This is a genomic window from Paraburkholderia lebeckiae, from assembly GCF_050436325.1.
Classification (GTDB): Bacteria; Pseudomonadota; Gammaproteobacteria; order Burkholderiales; family Burkholderiaceae; genus Paraburkholderia; species Paraburkholderia tuberum.
In genome coordinates, this window is record NZ_JBNDLZ010000002.1 from 383,495 (window position 1) to 402,046 (window position 18,552).

Sequence of the window (18,552 nt, forward strand, 5' to 3'; positions counted from 1 at the left end):
ACGCCAGTCATGCCTCACGAACCGGGTTCGGTTCGGCGAATCCCTATCGTGAGGTCATCATGTCGTCACATCATTCATTCGATCCGGCGCGTCGCGGCGCGCTGAAGTGTCTTGCGTTCGGCGGCCTCGGCACCGTGTTCATGCTGTCGGGCGGCGTGCTGACGCCGGTCGAACTCGCGCTCGCGGCCGACTCGAACACCGCGACGCCAGCGGCTGGCACGCCGCTTTTCCTGCAGATCAGCGACACGCATATCGGCTTCAACAAAGAGGCGAATCGCGACGTCGCGGGCACGCTGAAACAGACGATCGATTACGTCAACGCGATGCCGGCGCGTCCGCCGCTCGCGATTCACACCGGCGACATCACGCATCTGTCGAAGCCCGCGGAATTCGATCTGGCCGCGCAGCTTATGTCGGGACTGAAGATCGCCGAGCTGCACACGGTCCCCGGCGAGCACGACGTCACCGACGGCCCCGGCACCGAGTACTTCAGCCGTTTCGGCAAGGCTTCGGATAACCGCGGCTATTACAGCTTCGATCACCAGGGCGTGCATTTCGTCGGGCTCGTGAACGTGATGCATTTCAAACCGAACGGCCTCGGCGGTCTCGGCGACGAACAGCTCGAATGGCTCGAAAACGATCTGAAAGGCCGCTCGTCGAGCACCCCGGTCGTCGTGTTCGCGCACATGCCGATGTGGACCATCTACGAGCCGTGGGGCTGGGGCACCGGCGACGCGGGTCAGGCGATGAGCTATCTGAAGCGCTTCGGTTCCGTGACGGTGTTGAACGGCCACATTCATCAGATCGTGACGAAGGTCGAGGGCAACGTGACGTTCCACACCGCGCGCTCGACCGCCTATCCGCAGCCGACCGCCGGCCAGGGCGATGGCCCGGGGCCGCTGAAGGTCGCGAGCGACCAGCTGCCGAAGATGCTCGGCGTGACGAGCGTCAGTATCGCGCGTCATCCGCTGAAGGCGACGCTCGACGACACGACGCTCGCCTGACGACACGCGCTACTTTTACGCTCGAGGAGGTCAATGATGCTAACCAGGATGATGGGCCGCGCGCTCGCGATTCTGCTCGGCAGTGTCGCGATTCTGGCGGTGTCGGCGGGGCTCGGTCTTGCGCAAACGACGATGCCGATGCAGGTGCAAAAACAGACCGTCGCGTCGACGCCTAACGCGATCGTCATCAAGAACTTCATGTTCTCGCCGATGGAACTGACCATCAAGGCGGGCACGACGGTCACATGGAAAAATCTCGACGGCGAGCCGCACACCGTGGTCAACGACGCGGGCCTGTTCCGCTCGGCCGCGCTCGATCAGGACGACACCTATCAGTTCAAATTCGATAAACCGGGCGTGTACAAGATCTTTTGCGGCATCCATCCGAACATGAAGGCGACCATTACCGTGCAATAAGCGGTGAAACCGGGCAACCCGCACCCCTCACGCCGTATGCAGCTCGCTCAACCGGCATAGCAGAATCCCATAGCCGGTCAGATGCCCGAGGTACACGCTCGTGAACACGTTCGACGCGGGCAGGTCCCCGGTCAGTTGACGCAGGTCCTCCATATGCAGCGGCGGCGCGTCGAGCGGCGGACGCTCGACGCGCAGGTCCGCCGCCTCGGCCAGTTGCCGGTGCGCGTTGACGAGCCGCGCGAGCCGCGCGAGGAACATTTCGCGCCACGCGGCGTCGAGCGCGGCGAACTGATCGTGAAACGTGTCCATCGTTTCAAGAAAATTGACCAGCGAATCGAAGGTCTCCTGATAGCTCGCGAAGACCGGCAGCCGTGCCGCGTTGCGCTTCAGATGCGGCGACACCCACGCCTGCTCGAGGTCGGTCTTCAGCAGCAGGTGCGCCTGCTTCAGGTTCGTGCTCAGCGTGCGCAGCCTGGAGGCCGCCGGCCTGATCTGCGCTTTGTCGAGCTGTCCCGCGGCCAGTTGCGCGACTACATCGGTGGCCTGTTCGTTGCCGTCGTTGACGAGCGTGTTCGCCCAGTAGCCGTGATCGGGCGGAAACGCGATCTGCTGGATGACGAAGCCGAGCAACATGCCGAGTACCACGCCAATCAGGCGCTGTTCGAGCAGCGGAAGATGTTCGCCGGTATAGAGGACGAGCGTGATCGGCACCGTGATGCTGGTCATCTGGAACAGCGACGGCCGCAGCGCGACGATGCTGAAGATCACGACCGGCAGCAGCGCCGCGCCCATCCATAGGTGTGGCGCGGTCAGCCAGATCAGCAGCGTGCCAATCGGCATCGCCACCACGTTCGAAAACACGCGCTTGTAGAAGTAGCTTCGAGCCGCCGAAATCGAGCTACCGAGCGCCAGCGTCAACATCGTCGAACCGGCGAGCGGCACGGCCGCGTCCGGGTAGCCGAGCAGGTACGGGATGCCGAAACCGATCCACAGGCCGAGCGTCAGCTTCGTGTACTTGGCGGTTTCCGACAGAGAAAAGCGCGCGAGCGCTCGGCGCAACGGCGTGAGTGGTTGGTGCTGATACCTGTTCGACATGATTTTTTTGCTGACCGATGACGTTGGGCCGGGCACCGGTGGGCCGGGCCCCGTTGGGCCCGGAACGGCGCGGCGTTCGCGACATGCGCGCACGTGACCTTACCATCCGGCACGGACGGCTTCGGGAATTCGCACGGTAGCCGGCATCGCGGGATGCTCCTCGAGGCGCGCGCGGCGCCCGCAGTCCAACGGGGTTCCAAGCGGCGGTTCGGCGTCGCGCGCGCGTTCGCCGCCAGGCCCGGTTGTTGCATGCAGAACGGCGACCGCGTTGGCGCGTTTCGCAGAATCCGCGTCGCATCGGCTCACGGCAGGCGCACGGCTGGCTATCGGGCGCTTTGCCGGGTTGGAGTTTTTACCGGCTTTGCACGCTTTTTTGCCAACTCACGCGGTCTCTGGCGGCGTCGTTCGAAGGACCACCGGAAGCGAGGCGGAAACGCAACGCTGCCGTGTTGTCTGCCGTTCGCGACAGGATTACATTCATTGAGCATTGCGTGCAGCGGCAGCCCGCGAGCTCGGTTTACGCACCGGCTCGTCAGCGCGCCAGCTCGTCAGCAGGAAGTGGCATACCCGGAGCGTATTGCGATGGTTACCGATCCCGACGATACCGACTTGCGTCATTTCGCAACGGACAGCCGGTCCTCCGGCTTCGATCTCGACGGCCCGGACGAAGCGGGCGTGCCGCCCCCGCGCTTCGGCCGCCTCGCCCTGTGCCTCGCGGCGGCCGGCGCGCTGACCTTCGGTGTGATGGGCACCGTCGCCTACGGCGTCTGGTTCAACCAGGATCAGCAGACATACGCGGATGCCATTGCGGGCGCGCGCCAGGCGCTCGGTTCATCGACATCGGCCGGGGTGCCGACGGTGGCCGTCGCGCACGCGCCGGAGGAGGCCGCCGCGCCCTTTGTCATGCCGTCAGCCAGGCAGCGCGCCGCGCCAGTAGCGCTCGAAGCGGCCGGCGCGAACGGCGGCTTCGAGGACACCAACCCGGCCGCGTGGTCCGGGCAGATCCGTCCGAGTACGCCTGACCCGAATCTCACCGCCACGCTGGCCGATACGCCGGTCGATACCTCGGCGGATATGTCGGCGGATATGTCCGCGGATATGACGGCCAACCCACCCACAGCCCCCATCGTTCCCACGCCACCGCCGGGCTACACGCGGCACGTCGCCAATGCCGCCAATTCCACCGCGAAGCCCGCGGCCGGTCACGACGCGAAAGAAACGCGGCTCGCACAGCAGGAGCGGCGCGCGTCGTCGCAGCACAAGGGCGGTCTGTTTGCGCGGATCGGACAGTTCTTTCGACGCGTGAGCTATCGTCAACATGACAACGGCCGACGGCAACAAGATACCTACTCCCATCCCTGAGGACGCGGTCGTCGGACCAGCGGGGCGAGCAGGGCTGCGCGGCGCCGCGCGCGCGCGCGTGCCGGTGTGGCGCTTCCGGCCGGGGCCCGCGAGCGTCGGCGTGGCCGCGCTGTTGTGTCTGCTGTTCGGCCTGCTGTATGTGGCGATGCAGATCCGCACGGTGTTTTCCGATCAGTTGAAGCAGGAGTACGCGGGCCTCGTGCTCGAAGCCGCCGGGCGCGTCGACAGCGCGCGCGAACAGTTGGCCGCGTGGCAGCGGATGGCCGACACCCCGGCGAGTCACGACGCGTCGTTCGTGCCGGCCTATGACGCGGCGCGCGCCGAACTCGCGCGGCGTTTCGCGTCGCTCGCGGCGCTCGTCAACGCGAGTCCGTCGCCGGCACCGCCCATTCCGTCGATGTCGCCGACACAGGCGACGCCCGAAGCCATAGCGACGGTGCTCGGCAGCGTATCGGCCTATTGGCGCGCGCAACGCGACGCGTCGAGCGCCGACGTGCGGCTGCGCGTCGCGCACGTCGCGCGCACGCTGATCGCGCTCGCCGCGCTGCTGTTTTGCATGCTGATCACGACGCTCGGGATGTACGCGAAGCGCAACCGGCAGCTCGCGGGGCAGTCGCACGAGTTCGAGCTGGCGTCGCTGCACGATTCGCTAACGGGCCTGTCGAACCGCCGCAAGCTGCTGGCCGCGCTCGATTCCGCCGCCAGGCACGCGCGGACCGCAGCCGTCGAGCAGCGCTTCGCCGTGCTGTATATCGACCTCGATGGCTTCAAGCAGGTCAACGATTCGTTCGGGCATCGCACCGGCGACGAATTCCTCGCCGCGGTATCCGCCCGGTTTCGCGCCTCGGTGCGCAAAGGCGATCTGGTCGCGCGCATCGGCGGCGACGAGTTCGCGGTGCTGGTGCGCACCTTTGCGGGCGATGACGAGCTCGCCGAGATCGCACGCCGGCTGATGGCCTGCGTGGTCGACACCGACGAACAGATGGGAATCGGCGGCGTGCGCGCGAGCGTCGGCATCGCGAGTTATCCCGACGACGTCGACGATCACCGCCGTCTGGTCGCCGCCGCCGATGCCGCGATGTATCAGGTCAAGCGCGACGGCAAGAACGGTTTCGCGTTCGCGACGCAGACGGGCAGGGAAGCGACGTTGTGAACCGCCTGAACGTCACTGGGCTTCGTTGCGCCACTCCGTCAGCTTTTCGCGCTCGTTGAGTTCGATGAACGCCGGCCGTGCGCGCAGCCTGCGGATATAGCTCGCGAGATGCGGCCAGCCCGCCGTCGCCGGGTGGGGCATGTTGCGGGTCCAGCGCATCAGCACGAGCGCGAGCAGATCGGCGGTGCTGAGCTTGCCGCCCGCGAGATATGCGTGGCCGTCGGCGAAATGCCTGTCGAGCCGCGCACACGCTTCTTCGATGCGGCGTTGCGCGAGCGCGCGCACCGCCTCGGCGCCCGCAGGGTCACCGTCGCTGCCGGCGTAGAACCAGTCGCGCATCGCGGGCAGCAGCGTATTCGCGAGGTAGATCATCCATTCGAGCCATTCCGCGCGTGCGGCCGAGCCTGGCGCGGGCGCGAGGTCGGCCTCGGCGTGGCGCTCGGCGAGCAGCATCAGCAACGCGGCCGATTCATGCCGCGGCACGCCATCGACGACCAGTGTGGGCACGCGCCCGGCCGGATTCAGACGCAGATACTCGGGATCGCGCTGCTGGCCCGCGTCGATATCGACGAGGTGCGCTTCGAACGGCACGCCCATTTCGAGCAGCATCCAGTGCACGGGCATGCTGGCCGCGCCGGGCGAGTAGTAGAGAACGTAGGACATTCGGGACTCCGTGGATCGTCGAGAGCGCGGTCGAGCCGTGAACAGAAAGAATAAGGGGCTGTCGCCGAAACGAACAGCCCCTTCAGATGCGTCAGGCGCCAGCTACGCAAATGCGGGCGCTCGAAACAGCAAGCCTCGAATCACGCCGCGGCCATGTCTTTCAATGCGCCGACGCGTGCTTCTCCTGCTCGGCTACGCTCGGCTGCGTCACCGCGCTGACGATCACGAACACGATCACGTTCACCGCGAGCGCAAGGAAGCCGATGTTGACGTCCTTCAGCGCATCGGGCAGGAACGGCATCAGTTGACCGACGCTCCAGTGCAGCGTCGTGGTCAGTGTGACCACCGCGACACCCGCGACGATGCCGCAGAACGCGCCTTGCCTGGTCGCGCGGTTGTGCGGGAACAGGCTGCAGAGCACGGCCGGGAACAATTGCGTGACGAAGCTGTAGCCCATCAGCAGCAGGGCGACGATGGTTTCGCCGCCGTTCAGCGTGAAGGCGACCGCGACCAGCGCCACGACCGGTACGAGGACGCGCGCGATCACCGCGACCGATGCATCCGACGCGTTGCGGTTCACCATGCCGCGATACACGTCGTTCGCGAGCAGCGTCGACGCCGAGGTCAGGATCATCGAGCCCGGCACCAGCGCGGTCAGGATACCGGCCGCGCCGATCACGCCGACGAACCACGGATCGAACGTCTGCAGCGACAGGCGGAACAACGACAGGTCGATGTCGGCGCCCTTCAGGCCCGGCACGCGCAGCGTCGCCGCGAAGCCGACGAAGAACACGAACAGCAGGATCAGCTGATAGAGCGGCAGAATCGCGGCATTGCGGCGGAAGATTCGCTCGTCCTTCGCCGTGAAGATCGAACCGAACGTGTGCGGCCACATGAAGAAGCCGAGCGCGGTCAGCAGCACCGTCGACTGGAACCACACGACGCTCGAACCGCGCGCCGGGAAGGTCAGGAAGCCGGGACGGGCGGCGTCGATCGTGCGGAACATCGCGCCGATGCCGCCGTAGTAATGCAGCGGCAGATAGATGCCGAGGAACAGCACGATCGCGAGAATCAGCAGATCCTTGGCCACCGAGTTCCAGGCGGAGCCGCGCACGCCCGACACGATCACGTAAGAGGTCACGACGATCGCGCCGATCCAGATCGCCGCCGTCGACGAGATCGCACCGTACGACGCGGTCGCGACGATGATGCCGAGGCCCTTCAATTGCAGCACCAGGTACGGGATCAGCGCGGCCACGCCGACCAGCGCGACCAGCGTGCCGAGCGCCGGGCTCTCGTATTTGCGCCTCAAGAAGTGCGGCTGCGAGACCAGGCGGTGCGTCTTCGCGTAGCGCCAGATCGGCGGCAGCATCCAGTACGACAGGATGTACGCGAGCGTGCCGTACGCGAGGATGTAGTAGACCGGCGCCCCCTTGCCGTACGCGAAGCCGCTGCCGCCGAGGAACGTGAAGGTCGTATAGATTTCGCCGGCCATCAGCAGGAACACGAACGCGGTGCCGAAGCTGCGGCCGCCCACGGTCCACTGCTCGAGGCTCATGTCGTGGCCGCGCCTTGCGCGCACGCCGAGGAACAGCGCGAATAGCGTAACGGCGGCGATGATGACGAGGGCGCTCATGGGCGAACCTCCTCGCCATCGGCGGCGACGTGTCGGTTGGACGGATCGAGGTTATAGATGATCGCCATGATGATCGCGCTCAACACCACCCACATGACGATCCAGGCCAGCACGAACGGCATGCCGAGCACGATCGGCTCGACGCGATTGACAAACGAAACGCCGACCAGGATGCCGACGAACGGCAACGCGGCAAGTACACGAAGCAGCATGTGGACAACTCCTCGAACCAGTAGGGATGTGTCGTTGAAATTCCGGCTTCGCTGAGGACTGTATGCCGGATACTTCGGTCCCGTAAAGCAGGTCAAAATAAATGTCGGAGTTTCGACCGTTGCACTTGCATCTTTCCAGCCCGGATTGCTGCAGTGCAAAGCGGGACGCGCCGTCGCGCGCAAGGCATCGCGCGGCTTTTTTGCAGGCCGACTGGCGCGCCGCGATATGATCTGCGAGCATTGCAGCATTTTCCGGACCGGGCGATTCCAACCGGGTTCATGACCGGCAGCGCGCCCAGGCGCGAACTCGCGCGAGCACACGCAGACAAGCAGACACACGGACACGCACATGGTCGAAAGTCTGATCTCGGACATCATGTTTGGCTTTATCGGCTTAATCAGCATCATCAATCCGTTCAGCGGCGCGTTTGTGTTTCTGGACCGGACCGCGTCGTTGACCCTCGACGAGCGCACCCTACTCGCCCGCAAGATCGCGATCAACGCCGCCGTTGTGCTGCTGGTGGCATTCTTCATCGGCACGCCGATCCTGCATTTCTTTGGTATCTCGATGGAGGCGCTGCGCATCGGCGGCGGGCTCGCGCTTGCCGTGGGCGGCTGGCAAATGCTCAATGCGCCGGACACGCCGGCGGTCGAGCAGACGGAAGTCAAGCGAGTCGACGCCGAAACCGCGAAATCGCGCGCGTTCTTTCCTCTGACCGTGCCGCTGACAACTGGGCCCGGCTCGATCGCGACCGCGATCGCGCTGTCGGCGAATCGCACGCACAAGCTGTCGGCGTTCGTGATGTCGGGCATCGCGTCGGTCGCCATCACGTTCGCGGTGGCCGTCTGCGTGTATCTGATCTACAGCCGCGCGACGATCCTCGCGCGCTATCTCGGCGTCGAGGGCACCAAGGTCGCGTTGCGGGTGTCGGCGTTCCTGCTGCTATGCATCGGCGTACAGATCATTCTGACCGGCGTGTCCGAATTCCTGATTCCGATCGCGACGATGCGCCCGCCGGCGGGCTAGCGCCGCACGCCTGCGCCATGCATGCTGTGGCGGCGGCGCCGCAGGTGGATCGCCTTCCGGTGGTTCGTGCGGAACGTCGACCGGATCGTCCGGGATCGGATCGGGGTCGATGTTCGGCGGCGGCGTGTTCGGCGCGATGTCGGGGTCGACTTCGGGCGGCATCGGCGTATGCGGATGCAGCGGCAGCGACAGCGACTGCATCGAAATTTGCGCGTGGGTTGTCGGGTTCAGGTCGAATGTGCCGATTGCACTGGGCGCTTGCCGGCTCGTGTCAGGTAAATCCATCAGTCCTCTCCCCATAGTCTTCATTCAGACGCGCAATGCTCGTGCCGCATGCCGACGGATGTCGTTCGCGTGGAACGTCAATTGCTGGAATGCGGCACGCGCGCCGCATCGCGATGACCGCGCGCGCCCGGCTCACAGTGGACATCGCCACGCAAAGCACAGGACGAGGAGCGCATATGGCGCGACACAAGGCCGACGTTGCCGACGACGACTTCGAGATTTTCGCCAGCTATCACGGAACAGGCGACGGCCGATACATAGGTGGACTGAAGGTTGTGAGGAAAGCGGACAAGCGGATTCTGTTCCCGTTCGAGGGCGCACCGCAGATCGGCCCCTATGCGACCGCCGACGAAGCACGCCGCGCCGCGATTGCGTACGGCCGCCAGCTCGTCGCGGCCGATCGTGCCGCGCCCGAAGGCTGAGCGGGCGCAGCCGGTTTGGCAGTGCTTCCGTGAGAGGCGCAGAGCCCTCAAGGCATACCGCCGAGCGACGGCGAAATCGTGCTGCCGCGCGCGGGATCGTCCAGATGTTCGTCGGGCAGGGTGGGGCGCGCCGACAGCGGCGGATGATCGCGATAGCAGGTGTCGATCGAACCGTCGACAACGCAGTTCTGAAACGCATCGGCGTCGCTCTTTTGCGCGAAGGTGTACAGCGTGCGCTCGACCTGCACCTCGGTATCGGATACGCGAATTGTCGTAATGCTCATGAGATTCTCCTTTCGGGGGCGCTTTTTTACAAAGCGAACGTGCCGTGCTACTGCCTTCGAGGCCGCAACGGCCGTGCCTGTTGCGCTGCGCGCGGACTTCTCCGGCAAGGCTCGAATGTTGCTGCATGAACCAGGTGCCCGTTCGAGATGGCGCGTAATGACGCGAATCGACGGCAGAACAAACGAGGAGGGCGCGATGCAAGATCCCCAATCGACCGACACCCCGCCGCAGAGCGCGACGCCGGGCGGCGAGAAGTCCGCGCCGCCAGAGAACCGCGCCGCACCCACGCTGTCCGACGAAGTCAAAGCCCGCAACAAGCCGAGCGGCACGCACTACGTCGAGCCGAGTCCGCTCGGCATCGAACCGGTCGTGCAGACCGGCGTGGACAAAGCGACCAATCCGCCACGGTCGAGCGAGCGGCCGCGCCACGGCGCCGAAGTGCCGCTCGGCACCGGCGAGCACGCGGAGCCGCCGGGGGGCGGCGGGCGCGAATCGCATCACAAGCAGCCGGGCGAGCAATGACGCAGCGCGATGCGTGCCAGCCCGCGCCTCGAATCCGTCAACATCCAACCGGAGAAAGCGCATGCAACCGGACAATCCAACCGAATCGATGAACCCCGGCGACGAAGCGCCGCCCAACACGCCGGGTGCTGGCGAGGACCTGTGCGCCGCCTGCCACGGCACGGGCAAGGTCGAGGGCGCTCGCTGCGCGGTGTGCGGCGGCACGGGCAAGGTGCTGCAGGGCATCGGCGGAGGCTAGCCGGCTGCTCGTCCGCGGGTTCGCGGCAACCGCATCACAAGCCAGGAGCAACCATGTTCAACGAGTCCAGGCACGGCTTCGACGCCGCGCAGACCGAATACGAAGCGTTCATGCTGGAGCCGCATGATTGGGTGCCGAACAACAGCAAGCTGCCGGTGGTGCTGTACCGGCGCGCGCTGTCGCCCCGCAGCGGCAATCTGGCCGCCGGGTTCGAAATCCTGTTCGAGCGCAATGCATGGCCGGCGCAGTGGCGCAACAGCATCTTCGACTTTCATCACTTTCACGCGACCGCGCACGAGGTGCTCGGCGTGACCGACGCGAGCGCCGAGGTGATCGTCGGCGGGCCGGGCGGACGCGTGGTGACGGTGCGCGCGGGCGACGTGCTGCTGCTGCCGGCCGGCACCGGCCATTGTCTGCAATCGTTCGAGCGGCATTTTCAGGTGGTGGCGGGCTATCCGTTGGGGCAGCAATGGGACATTCGCCGCGAAGCGCTGACGCCGCAGGAACTCACCGAGATGCTGGCGTTGCCGTTTCCGCCGCTCGATCCGATCGACGGCAAGCATGGTCCGGTCGTCGAGCTTTGGCTGCAGTCGGCCTGAACTTCGTCGTTCGCGAAGCAACCGGCCTGCGGCGGCGTGGCGTGCAGGCTTGCGCGGTTAGGCGCATCATCTGTGGGCTTCGCCGCGATTTCCCCGCGCGCTTTCGGCGGTGACCCTGGCACGTGTGCGGTTCCACGTGCGGTTTCGCGTCCTTATCGACATGCCCGGACGCGCGCGATTCCATGTCGACACGATGCGCCGATCCGTCCGCGCGCTCCGCGGCGCGCGTCGGCCGTCTGCCGAATTGCCGAATAAGGAGCGTCCCATGCAAAACGATTCCGCCCTCGATCAGTTGTGCATCAATACGATCCGCACGCTGTCGATGGACGCCGTGCAGAAAGCCAATTCCGGCCACCCCGGCACGCCGATGGCGCTCGCGCCGGTGGCCTATCACCTGTGGCAACACCATCTGCGTTACGACCCTGACGAGCCGCTGTGGCCGAATCGCGACCGCTTCGTGCTGTCGGCCGGGCATGCGTCGATGCTGCTTTATTCGCTGCTGCATCTGGCCAACGTGAAAGCCGTCGACGAACACGGCAAGCCGACCGGCGCGCCGGCCGTGTCGCTCGACGACATCGAGCATTTCCGCCAGATCGACAGCAATACGCCGGGCCACCCCGAGTACCGGATGACGACCGGCGTCGAGACCACCACGGGACCGCTTGGGCAAGGGCTCGGCAATAGCGTCGGCATGGCGATGGCCGCGCGCTGGTACGAGAGCCACTTCAATCGCGCGGACGCGTCGTTGTTCGACTACCGCGTGTACGCGATTTGCGGCGACGGCGACATGATGGAAGGCATCTCGCACGAAGCGGCATCGCTCGCGGGTCATCTGAAGCTGTCGAACCTGATCTGGATTTACGACAGCAACCGCGTGACGATCGAAGGCCATACGGACCTCGCGTATAGCGACGATGTGGCAAGCCGCTTTCACGGCTACAACTGGCACACGCTGCACGTCGGCGATGCGAACGACACCGCCGCGCTGGAAAAGGCGCTGGTCGAAGCGAAGAGCGTGACCGACCGGCCGACGCTGATCGTGGTCCACAGCATCATCGGCTGGGGGGCGCCGCACAAGCAGGACACCGCGTCCGCGCATGGCGAAGCGCTCGGCGTCGAGGAAGTCGCGCTGGCCAAGAAGTTCTACGGCTGGCCCGAGGACAAGTTCTTCTACGTGCCCGAGGGCGTGCACGAGCGCTTCGCGCAAGGCATCGGCGCGCGCGGCAAGGCGGCGCGCGAACAATGGCAGGCGAAGTTCGACAGCTATAAAAAGCAGTATGCGGAGCTCGCGCGCGAATTCGCGCAGATCGAGGCGCACGAATTGCCGCAGGGCTGGGACAGCGACATCCCGAGTTTCAACGCGGACCCGAAGGGCATCGCGACACGCGAATCGTCGGGCAAGGTGCTCAATGCGATTGCCGCGCGTGTGCCGTGGATGATCGGCGGCGCGGCGGACCTGTCGCCGTCGACGAAAACCAACCTGAAGTTCGAAGGCGCCGGCAGCTTCCAGGCGGATAACTACGCCGGCCGCAATCTGCACTTCGGCATTCGCGAGCATGCGATGGGCGCGGTCGTCAACGGTCTTGCGATATCGAATCTGCGCGCGTACGGCTCGACGTTCCTGATCTTCAGCGACTACATGAAGCCGCCGATCCGCCTGTCCGCGATCATGGAAGTGCCTGCCATCTTTGTGTTCACGCACGATTCGATCGGGCTCGGCGAAGACGGTCCGACGCATCAGCCGATCGAGCAGCTCGCGTCGTTGCGCGGCGTGCCCGGCCTCACGGTGCTGCGTCCCGGCGACGCGAACGAAGCGGCCGAGGCATGGCGTGTCGCGCTGACGCAGCCGCATCGGCCGGCGTGCATCGTCGTGTCGCGCCAGCCGCTGCCGACGCTCGACCGGAGCCGCTATGCGTCCGCGAGCGGCGTCAGGCACGGTGCGTATGTCCTCGCCGATGCGCCCGCTGGCAAGAAGCCAGAGGTGATCCTGATGGCGACCGGCAGCGAGCTATCGATCTGCGCCGACGTGTACGAGAAGCTGAAGAGCGAGGGCATCGCGGCGCGCGTCGTGTCGATGCCTTCGTGGGACATCTTCGAGCGCGAGGACGGCGCGTATCAGGAGTCGGTGCTGCCCGCGGACGTCGAGGCGCGCGTCGCGGTCGAGCAGGCTGCGTCGCTCGGCTGGGATCGGTATACAGGACGGCTCGGTGCGCAGGTCGTCATGCATACGTTCGGCGCGTCGGCGCCGATCGCGGATCTGAAGAAGAAATTCGGTTTTACGCCGGAAGCCGTGTATCAGGCGGCGAAGCAGCAGATCGAGCGGGTGAAGAAGGGGAAGGGCACTTGAGCGTGCGGCGCTCGTCGACGTCGTGAACGCTTGATGCGAAAAGCGGTGGGCCGGCGGGATCTATCCGTTTCGATCAGGCGTGCGGCCACGGTTTGCGGCCGCTCGCCGGCCTGCTCGGTCGCGAGGCCGGACGCCTCGCCGCGCCATGAAAGGAGATTTCAAATGGCCGAGATCAATAAGGAAGACGTTGTTGCGGTGCTGAACCGGATTCTCGAATCCGAGTTGGCCGGCGTCGTCCGATATACGCACTATTCGTTCCTTGTTTTCGGATTCGGACGCATTCCGATCAGGTCGTGGTTGCGCGCGCAGGCCGATGAATCGTTGTTGCACGCACAGCAGGCCGGCGAATGGATCACGACTCTGGGCGCCTATCCGTCGCTGGCGATCGGTCCTCTGCTCGACTCGCACACCTTCGATATTTCTTCGATCCTCCGCGAGTCGCTGCAAGCCGAGAATCTTGCGTTGCAGTTGTATCGCGACCTGCTGGCGCTCGTCGAGGACCGCTCGGTTGCACTCGAGGAGTTCGCCCGTCAGATGATCCACGTCGAGGAGATGCACGCGGGCGAAGTCGACAAGATGCTGCGCCGCCCTGGGGAAATGACGACGTCGGAGGACAGCTAGTGCTGATGCCGATGATGGATATCGGGGAAATGCGCGTGCGAATGTGTAATAGGCAGATGCACGTGGGGGTGCGTGTGCGGCTCCTCACCGGCATAAGGAAAATCATGCGCGTGCTGATGGTGCGCGTCATGGAGATGCCGGTGCGCGTGTTGAAGTAACTCATGGCTGTGCTCATGCTGATGCCGCTCGCGCACATGTAGCCAGATGCCCAGCACCATCAGAGCGGCGGCAATCCAGAAAGACAGATCGGGTAGCGCGGGCCATATGATCAGCGAAAGCATGACACCGAAAAGCGGCGCGACGGAAAAGTACGCGCCTGTACGCGCCGTACCGAGATGGCGAAGTGCAACAACGAACAGCACGAGGCTGACTCATTCCGTATCATCGGCACGCTACGCGTCGCCACGCCCGCTTTCATCCAGGCGTACAACAATGTGACGGGGGTAGCGTCATGCCTGACTTTCTGAACGCCTCTGTACAACCGGATACCGCGATGCCTGACACCGCCGTTATCCTCGTCGATCAACTGCACGCACTGGCGGCGCTGCTGAGTCTGGAAGAAGTCGCGGAACAGTTCTCCGGTCTCTCAACCGTTGCCCAAGTTTGCATTTTTGGTCTGTTCGAGGATGCGCTCGCCGACATACGCGCAGCACTGACGCAGACGGCGGCGCGTGAATAACCTCGCTGCGCGAGTGCCGCCAGCGGCTGGAAAAGCCGTAGATCGGCGGCGCGGGTCCTTCCTGCGAGCATTCGCGACGCGGCGCGAAGACCCGCGAAATGACCGTAGCCAAGGGTCCGAAAAGGTGTCCGCACTACGCGAGGGGGTTCGCATCCGCCCGAGGCCGACGCCTTCCCGTTCATGCCGCTTGAGGGTGCGGACCATGTGCGAATGTCCCAGGACAAAATGCGAACTTTGCGGACCTTTATGCGCGTCGCGGACAGGTTCGCATGCGCGTCCGCCAGCCGTAGGGGCAATGGGGACGACCCAAACGACGAGCCAGGCGGATGGTCCGCGAGCGACATTGCGCCCTGACAATAAATGACAAATTTTCAGACTTTGCTGGATTGAATCGGGGCGGCTCGCAGGGTAAAAGCGTTCAGGGACGAAATTAGTTCCGCATCGCGGCCTTTCACCATCTTTGCAGTCCCAATGTACCGGGCCGCGTCTCCCATGAAACCAGCAAGGAGGCCAGCCTGTCCATGACGACACATCACGGTCACGCCCATCATCCGTCAGCACCGGCAGCACCAGCCACCCCACCACCGCCGCAATGGCAACCCCTAAACTGGAGCTTTCCTTTCGTGCCCATCAGCGGCAATGACGCCGATCCGCAAACCTGGCTCAGCGCCCTGGCCGGTTCGGATGGCGGGTTCTATCCGCTCGGACTGAATGGCATGTACCACGGCGGCATCCACTTCGACGCGGGCACGGGCGGCAAGCTCAAGCAGGGCGATGGCGTCAGGGCTATTGCCGATGGCGAGGTGGTGGCTTATCGGCTGGATTCCACTTATCCCGAACTGACGTATCCCACCACGCCGCCGCAATACGCGCTCTACTCGACAGGCTTCGTGCTGATTCGCCACAAGCTCGTGCTGCCACCCGCGCCGAACACATCGGGAGCATCCGGCGCATCATCATCGGCGGCAACTCCTGCTTCGGGTGCATCCGCAACGACCGCCAGCAGCAGCCCACAGGGCTACCAGCCGCCCGCCGATGAAGTGCTGGAGTTCTACAGCCTTTACATGCACCAGCTTGACTGGAAGGGTTATCAGGACGCGCAGACGGAGGGCGGCAACCCATCCGCGCCGCCGATTCACCCGCTGCCTTTCTGGCAGGGCGACAGGCATTTTCGTGTGGGTGGCAAAGCGAACGACCACCAGGCCCAGCCCCGGCAACTCAATGCGCCGCTGAACCTTGGTTCACCTTCGGGCCTGCTGAATGAGGCCACGCTGGGCGGGGGCGCGTTGCTTGGCGGCGCGGCATCAGGACCGATCCCGGAAAGCGTTGATGCGCTGTCACAGTATCCGGACCAGGTGCGATATACCGTGCCGCCAGCCAGCCCGGCAGACGCTTCCCAGAATGCCGGTGCGCCCCAGAGCGGCGTGCGTATCTGCGACCGCGCCAACGGGACGGTGATTGGCCTGCTGCCTCACGGCGGCGAACTGACCATTGTGGGCAACGTCGCGAATGGCTGGGCGCAGATTGCGAAGATCGTCAAGAGTACGCCCGTGGCCGCTATCGCTGGCGGGACACCCGATCCGCGCGCCGTCACAGGCTGGGTAAATCTTGATGAACTTGACGCGGTTATCGATCCGAAGCCGCTTGATACGGTGGTCGTGCTCGACAAGCCGTTTCCGATCAAGGCGGGCGACGTGGTGGGCTATCTGGGCGAATACCAGAATTCCACCCAAACGAGCATGCTGCCGCCCAAACGGATGTATCCGCTGCTTCACGTCGAGGTCTTTACCGGGGCGCAGATCAAGGACTTTATTGGCAAGAGCCAGGAGCGGGCGAAGAAACTGTCGGATAAACCGCTTCTGCTGATCCAGCAGGGGGCGAAGCTTGTCAAACCATCCGATCCGCAAAGTAATGCCGGGCTGGCGGGGCTTACGCTTGCTCTCGCGACGGGCAAACAGGGCGATCCGAGCAAGGGACTATGGGCGAAGGTTCAGCCGACGCGGCTTGCGGCGCAATCAGGTGCGCATGCCCACGGTCATGGACATGGGCAAACCCATCCCGCCAGCGGGACGCCCGTCGGCGAACCGCTCTGGGTTGAGCGCACCAAGTATGCGGCTAAGGTTGCCGGTGCAACGGTCCCGACCTGGGCAACATTCCCGTTGCAGCTTGCCGATGCCCAGGGTCCGGCTGTCGGCTACCAGCAGGTACTTTCGCGCGCCCAGCTTGATCAGGGGCGCGAAATCGACCGGGCGACTGACGATCAAGGTACGCAATGGTGGTCAATTACGGCGGGCGACGACGAGGGCAGAACGATGACGCGATGGGTGTGCGAGAAGAGCCACCCGGATACGCTCTGGGAAAGCCCGTGGGCATGGCCGGGATTCGATACGGTCGATACGACCAGCGTGCCGCTGCTCGACATGTACCGGCGCACCCTGTTTGAAGTGAAGCGGCTGATCGAAGGCGACGATGAGAAGGAATTCAGTACCGTTGCCGCGACGGTGAACGCGGGGCAGCTCATCGCCAAGCTGGAGAAGGCGGCAAAGCGACAGGGTAGCGGCAAGGGGAACGTGGTTCCGGCTGACCTGAGGAAGGCGCTAACCGTGCCGTGGCTGGCCGAGGCCGTCTCGCACGTGATCTTTCGCTACGAAAGCGAATGGGGCGGCGACATGGGCAAGTGGGAAAAATTGATGCCGCTGATGGGGGAACTCGGAAAGCCCACCTGGACCACCGAGATGGAGCGGATCAAGAAGCTGCAATGGTGGGACAAGGTGAAGGCCGTCAAGGGTTTTCCCCCCAGCCCCGACGTTTGGCACATCCACCCGATTGGGCTGGTGGGGAACTTCTTTAAATCAGGGAGCAGTCTTGATGAGTTGATTCGAAAGATCGGAGATATCATTTCAGGGGGGGAAGGTGGATACGAATCGTATAATTCTGGCACTAAGGACGTTCCCGGCGGAAGGGTGGGCTATTCGCCTAGGCATCCGTTGCCAGGTGCGGTTACTGACAAGACGATTAATGAAATAATTGGAACTGAGTCCCTGTCAGGCACTGACCACAACAGGCTCTTCGCAACCGGAAAATATCAGACCGTCATTTCCACCTTGCGCACGGCAAAGGCCGCAATGAACCTGACCGGCGATGAGAAATACGATGCAGATATGCAGGAGCGCGTCTTTAGAGAGTATCTGATAAACAAAGCTGGAGGGGGCGCACTTGCAGCATTTGTGAAAAAGGGTGTTGGCACTGCGGATGACGCGCAATACGCGGCTGCCAAAGAATGGGCGTCAATTGCCGCGCCTAGCGGGCGCGCAATACAAGGCAGCAGGATATCGGATGGGACTCTCTCGTATTATGAATCTTCAGCCAACCACGCATTTATGCCGTCAACGAATCGCCTTCGTGATATATTGCTTTCTATAAAGGGCGGAGCTTAATAATTTAATGTTTTGCGATATATTGCACGCACCAATCAAATTAAACTAACTTCACCGAGATTCCCAATTTAATAAAATTTATTTTGAATATGAAATATTTAAAATTTTTCGTTTTTTTTATGATTTTGCTATCCTCTGCCGCCAATGCTGATGAGCGAAATTATTCACAACAATTCGCACGGTGTACTAAAGCGGCATCTAATGGTGATGCTCAAGCTGATTGCGTCACTTCTGAGATTTCGGTGCAAAAGAAGCGGCTAAATATCGCTTATGCGAATGTGGTCAAGAAACTCGCACCCGAGGACAAGACATATTTAGACAAGGTGCAGCACGAATGGATCACGTGGCGGGATGATAACTATAATTTCCTCGCGGAGCACGTGCCAGGCTCTTTCGGTACCACACGGGGAACGAGCCTCGATTTCTTGTTGCGGTCGGTGTTTGATAGGGCAAGTGAACTTGAGATGATTTTAGAAGAAATGGGGGGGAATTAAAATTTATGGCTTTGAATCGTGGGCGTTTGCGTTAGCAACTAATCAATAGTTCAC

The 18,552-nt window shown here is 63.7% G+C and carries 20 protein-coding genes and 1 pseudogene; 14 read left to right on the forward strand and 7 right to left on the reverse strand.

Annotated elements, in window-relative coordinates:
- Positions 1-59: 59 nt before the first annotated feature.
- Together OKW44_RS04750 and OKW44_RS04755 are read left to right on the forward strand one after the other, a co-directional pair.
- The gene (locus OKW44_RS04750) at positions 60-1,004 is read left to right on the forward strand and encodes a metallophosphoesterase family protein (protein ID WP_018425202.1); all 945 of its coding nucleotides are present in this window, start codon (positions 60-62) and stop codon (positions 1,002-1,004) included.
- 36 nt (positions 1,005-1,040) lie between these two features.
- A complete protein-coding gene (locus tag OKW44_RS04755; protein WP_026226660.1) occupies positions 1,041-1,421 on the forward strand; it encodes a cupredoxin domain-containing protein in 381 nt (126 codons plus the stop codon).
- A 27-nt stretch (positions 1,422-1,448) separates the two neighbouring features.
- Here the strand turns inward: OKW44_RS04755 and OKW44_RS04760 are convergent, their stop codons facing one another.
- Positions 1,449-2,516 carry an aromatic acid exporter family protein gene (locus OKW44_RS04760; protein ID WP_026226659.1) on the reverse strand — a complete coding sequence of 356 codons (1,068 nt, stop codon included), beginning with the start codon at positions 2,514-2,516 and terminating at the stop codon, positions 1,449-1,451.
- Positions 2,517-3,098: 582 nt separating this feature from the next.
- Here OKW44_RS04760 and OKW44_RS04765 point away from each other — a divergent pair.
- Both OKW44_RS04765 and OKW44_RS04770 read left to right on the forward strand, forming a co-directional pair.
- Positions 3,099-3,878 carry a hypothetical protein gene (locus OKW44_RS04765; protein ID WP_018425198.1) on the forward strand — a complete coding sequence of 260 codons (780 nt, stop codon included), beginning with the start codon at positions 3,099-3,101 and terminating at the stop codon, positions 3,876-3,878.
- The gene (locus OKW44_RS04770) at positions 3,835-5,031 is read left to right on the forward strand and encodes a GGDEF domain-containing protein (protein WP_026226658.1); all 1,197 of its coding nucleotides are present in this window, start codon (positions 3,835-3,837) and stop codon (positions 5,029-5,031) included. The genes OKW44_RS04765 and OKW44_RS04770 overlap by 44 nt, the downstream gene beginning before the upstream one ends.
- Before the next feature lie 12 nt (positions 5,032-5,043).
- Here the strand turns inward: OKW44_RS04770 and OKW44_RS04775 are convergent, their stop codons facing one another.
- From OKW44_RS04775 to OKW44_RS04785, 3 genes are all read right to left on the reverse strand, one after another.
- On the reverse strand, positions 5,044-5,694 hold the full coding sequence (locus OKW44_RS04775) for a glutathione S-transferase family protein (protein ID WP_018425196.1): 651 nt from the start codon (positions 5,692-5,694) through the stop codon (positions 5,044-5,046).
- Between the two features lie 160 nt (positions 5,695-5,854).
- Entirely contained in the window at positions 5,855-7,330 is a 1,476-nt protein-coding gene (locus OKW44_RS04780; RefSeq protein WP_018425195.1) for a sodium:solute symporter family protein, read from the reverse strand.
- The gene (locus OKW44_RS04785) at positions 7,327-7,542 is read right to left on the reverse strand and encodes a DUF3311 domain-containing protein (RefSeq protein WP_018425194.1); all 216 of its coding nucleotides are present in this window, start codon (positions 7,540-7,542) and stop codon (positions 7,327-7,329) included. Before OKW44_RS04785 ends, OKW44_RS04780 begins: the two co-directional genes overlap by 4 nt.
- A gap of 349 nt (positions 7,543-7,891) precedes the next feature.
- Between OKW44_RS04785 and OKW44_RS04790 the strand changes: the two genes are divergently transcribed.
- Positions 7,892-8,569, forward strand: coding sequence for a MarC family protein (locus OKW44_RS04790; protein WP_018425193.1), 678 nt, complete (start codon positions 7,892-7,894; stop codon positions 8,567-8,569).
- Here the strand turns inward: OKW44_RS04790 and OKW44_RS04795 are convergent.
- Positions 8,486-8,854 (reverse strand): hypothetical protein, encoded by a 369-nt coding sequence (locus tag OKW44_RS04795; protein WP_026226657.1) that lies wholly within the window; start codon positions 8,852-8,854, stop codon positions 8,486-8,488. The two genes, OKW44_RS04790 and OKW44_RS04795, sit on opposite strands and share 84 nt — an antisense overlap.
- Before the next feature lie 176 nt (positions 8,855-9,030).
- On the opposite strand from OKW44_RS04795, the gene OKW44_RS04800 reads away from it, so the two are divergent.
- On the forward strand, positions 9,031-9,276 hold the full coding sequence (locus OKW44_RS04800; protein WP_026226656.1) for a DUF6723 family protein: 246 nt from the start codon (positions 9,031-9,033) through the stop codon (positions 9,274-9,276).
- Positions 9,277-9,323: 47 nt separating this feature from the next.
- On the opposite strand, the gene OKW44_RS04805 is transcribed toward OKW44_RS04800, so the two are convergent.
- Positions 9,324-9,560: a hypothetical protein gene (locus OKW44_RS04805; RefSeq protein ID WP_018425191.1), complete on the reverse strand. Its 237-nt coding sequence runs from the start codon at positions 9,558-9,560 to the stop codon at positions 9,324-9,326.
- A 196-nt stretch (positions 9,561-9,756) separates the two neighbouring features.
- Here OKW44_RS04805 and OKW44_RS04810 point away from each other — a divergent pair, with 196 nt between their 5' ends.
- From OKW44_RS04810 to OKW44_RS04830, 5 genes are all read left to right on the forward strand, one after another.
- Positions 9,757-10,083 (forward strand): hypothetical protein, encoded by a 327-nt coding sequence (locus OKW44_RS04810; protein ID WP_026226655.1) that lies wholly within the window; start codon positions 9,757-9,759, stop codon positions 10,081-10,083.
- 61 nt (positions 10,084-10,144) lie between these two features.
- Positions 10,145-10,321 (forward strand): hypothetical protein, encoded by a 177-nt coding sequence (locus tag OKW44_RS04815; RefSeq protein WP_018425189.1) that lies wholly within the window; start codon positions 10,145-10,147, stop codon positions 10,319-10,321.
- A 53-nt stretch (positions 10,322-10,374) separates the two neighbouring features.
- Complete coding sequence (locus OKW44_RS04820; protein ID WP_018425188.1) at positions 10,375-10,920, forward strand: cupin; 546 nt, start codon at positions 10,375-10,377, stop codon at positions 10,918-10,920.
- Between the two features lie 265 nt (positions 10,921-11,185).
- Positions 11,186-13,267, forward strand: coding sequence for a transketolase (gene tkt, locus OKW44_RS04825; RefSeq protein ID WP_018425187.1), 2,082 nt, complete (start codon positions 11,186-11,188; stop codon positions 13,265-13,267).
- A 162-nt stretch (positions 13,268-13,429) separates the two neighbouring features.
- Positions 13,430-13,888, forward strand: coding sequence for a ferritin-like domain-containing protein (locus OKW44_RS04830; RefSeq protein WP_018425186.1), 459 nt, complete (start codon positions 13,430-13,432; stop codon positions 13,886-13,888).
- On the opposite strand, the pseudogene OKW44_RS04835 reads toward OKW44_RS04830, so the two are convergent.
- Positions 13,885-14,259, reverse strand: a pseudogene (locus OKW44_RS04835) (EamA family transporter); the annotation flags it as partial. The gene OKW44_RS04830 and the pseudogene OKW44_RS04835 overlap by 4 nt on opposite strands.
- Before the next feature lie 80 nt (positions 14,260-14,339).
- On the opposite strand from OKW44_RS04835, the gene OKW44_RS04840 reads away from it, so the two are divergent.
- From OKW44_RS04840 to OKW44_RS04850, 3 genes are all read left to right on the forward strand, one after another.
- On the forward strand, positions 14,340-14,567 hold the full coding sequence (locus OKW44_RS04840) for a hypothetical protein (RefSeq protein ID WP_026226654.1): 228 nt from the start codon (positions 14,340-14,342) through the stop codon (positions 14,565-14,567).
- Positions 14,568-15,088: 521 nt separating this feature from the next.
- Positions 15,089-18,004, forward strand: coding sequence for a hypothetical protein (locus OKW44_RS04845; protein ID WP_026226653.1), 2,916 nt, complete (start codon positions 15,089-15,091; stop codon positions 18,002-18,004).
- Positions 18,005-18,093: 89 nt separating this feature from the next.
- Positions 18,094-18,498: a lysozyme inhibitor LprI family protein gene (locus OKW44_RS04850; RefSeq protein WP_084754443.1), complete on the forward strand. Its 405-nt coding sequence runs from the start codon at positions 18,094-18,096 to the stop codon at positions 18,496-18,498.
- Positions 18,499-18,552: the final 54 nt, after the last annotated feature.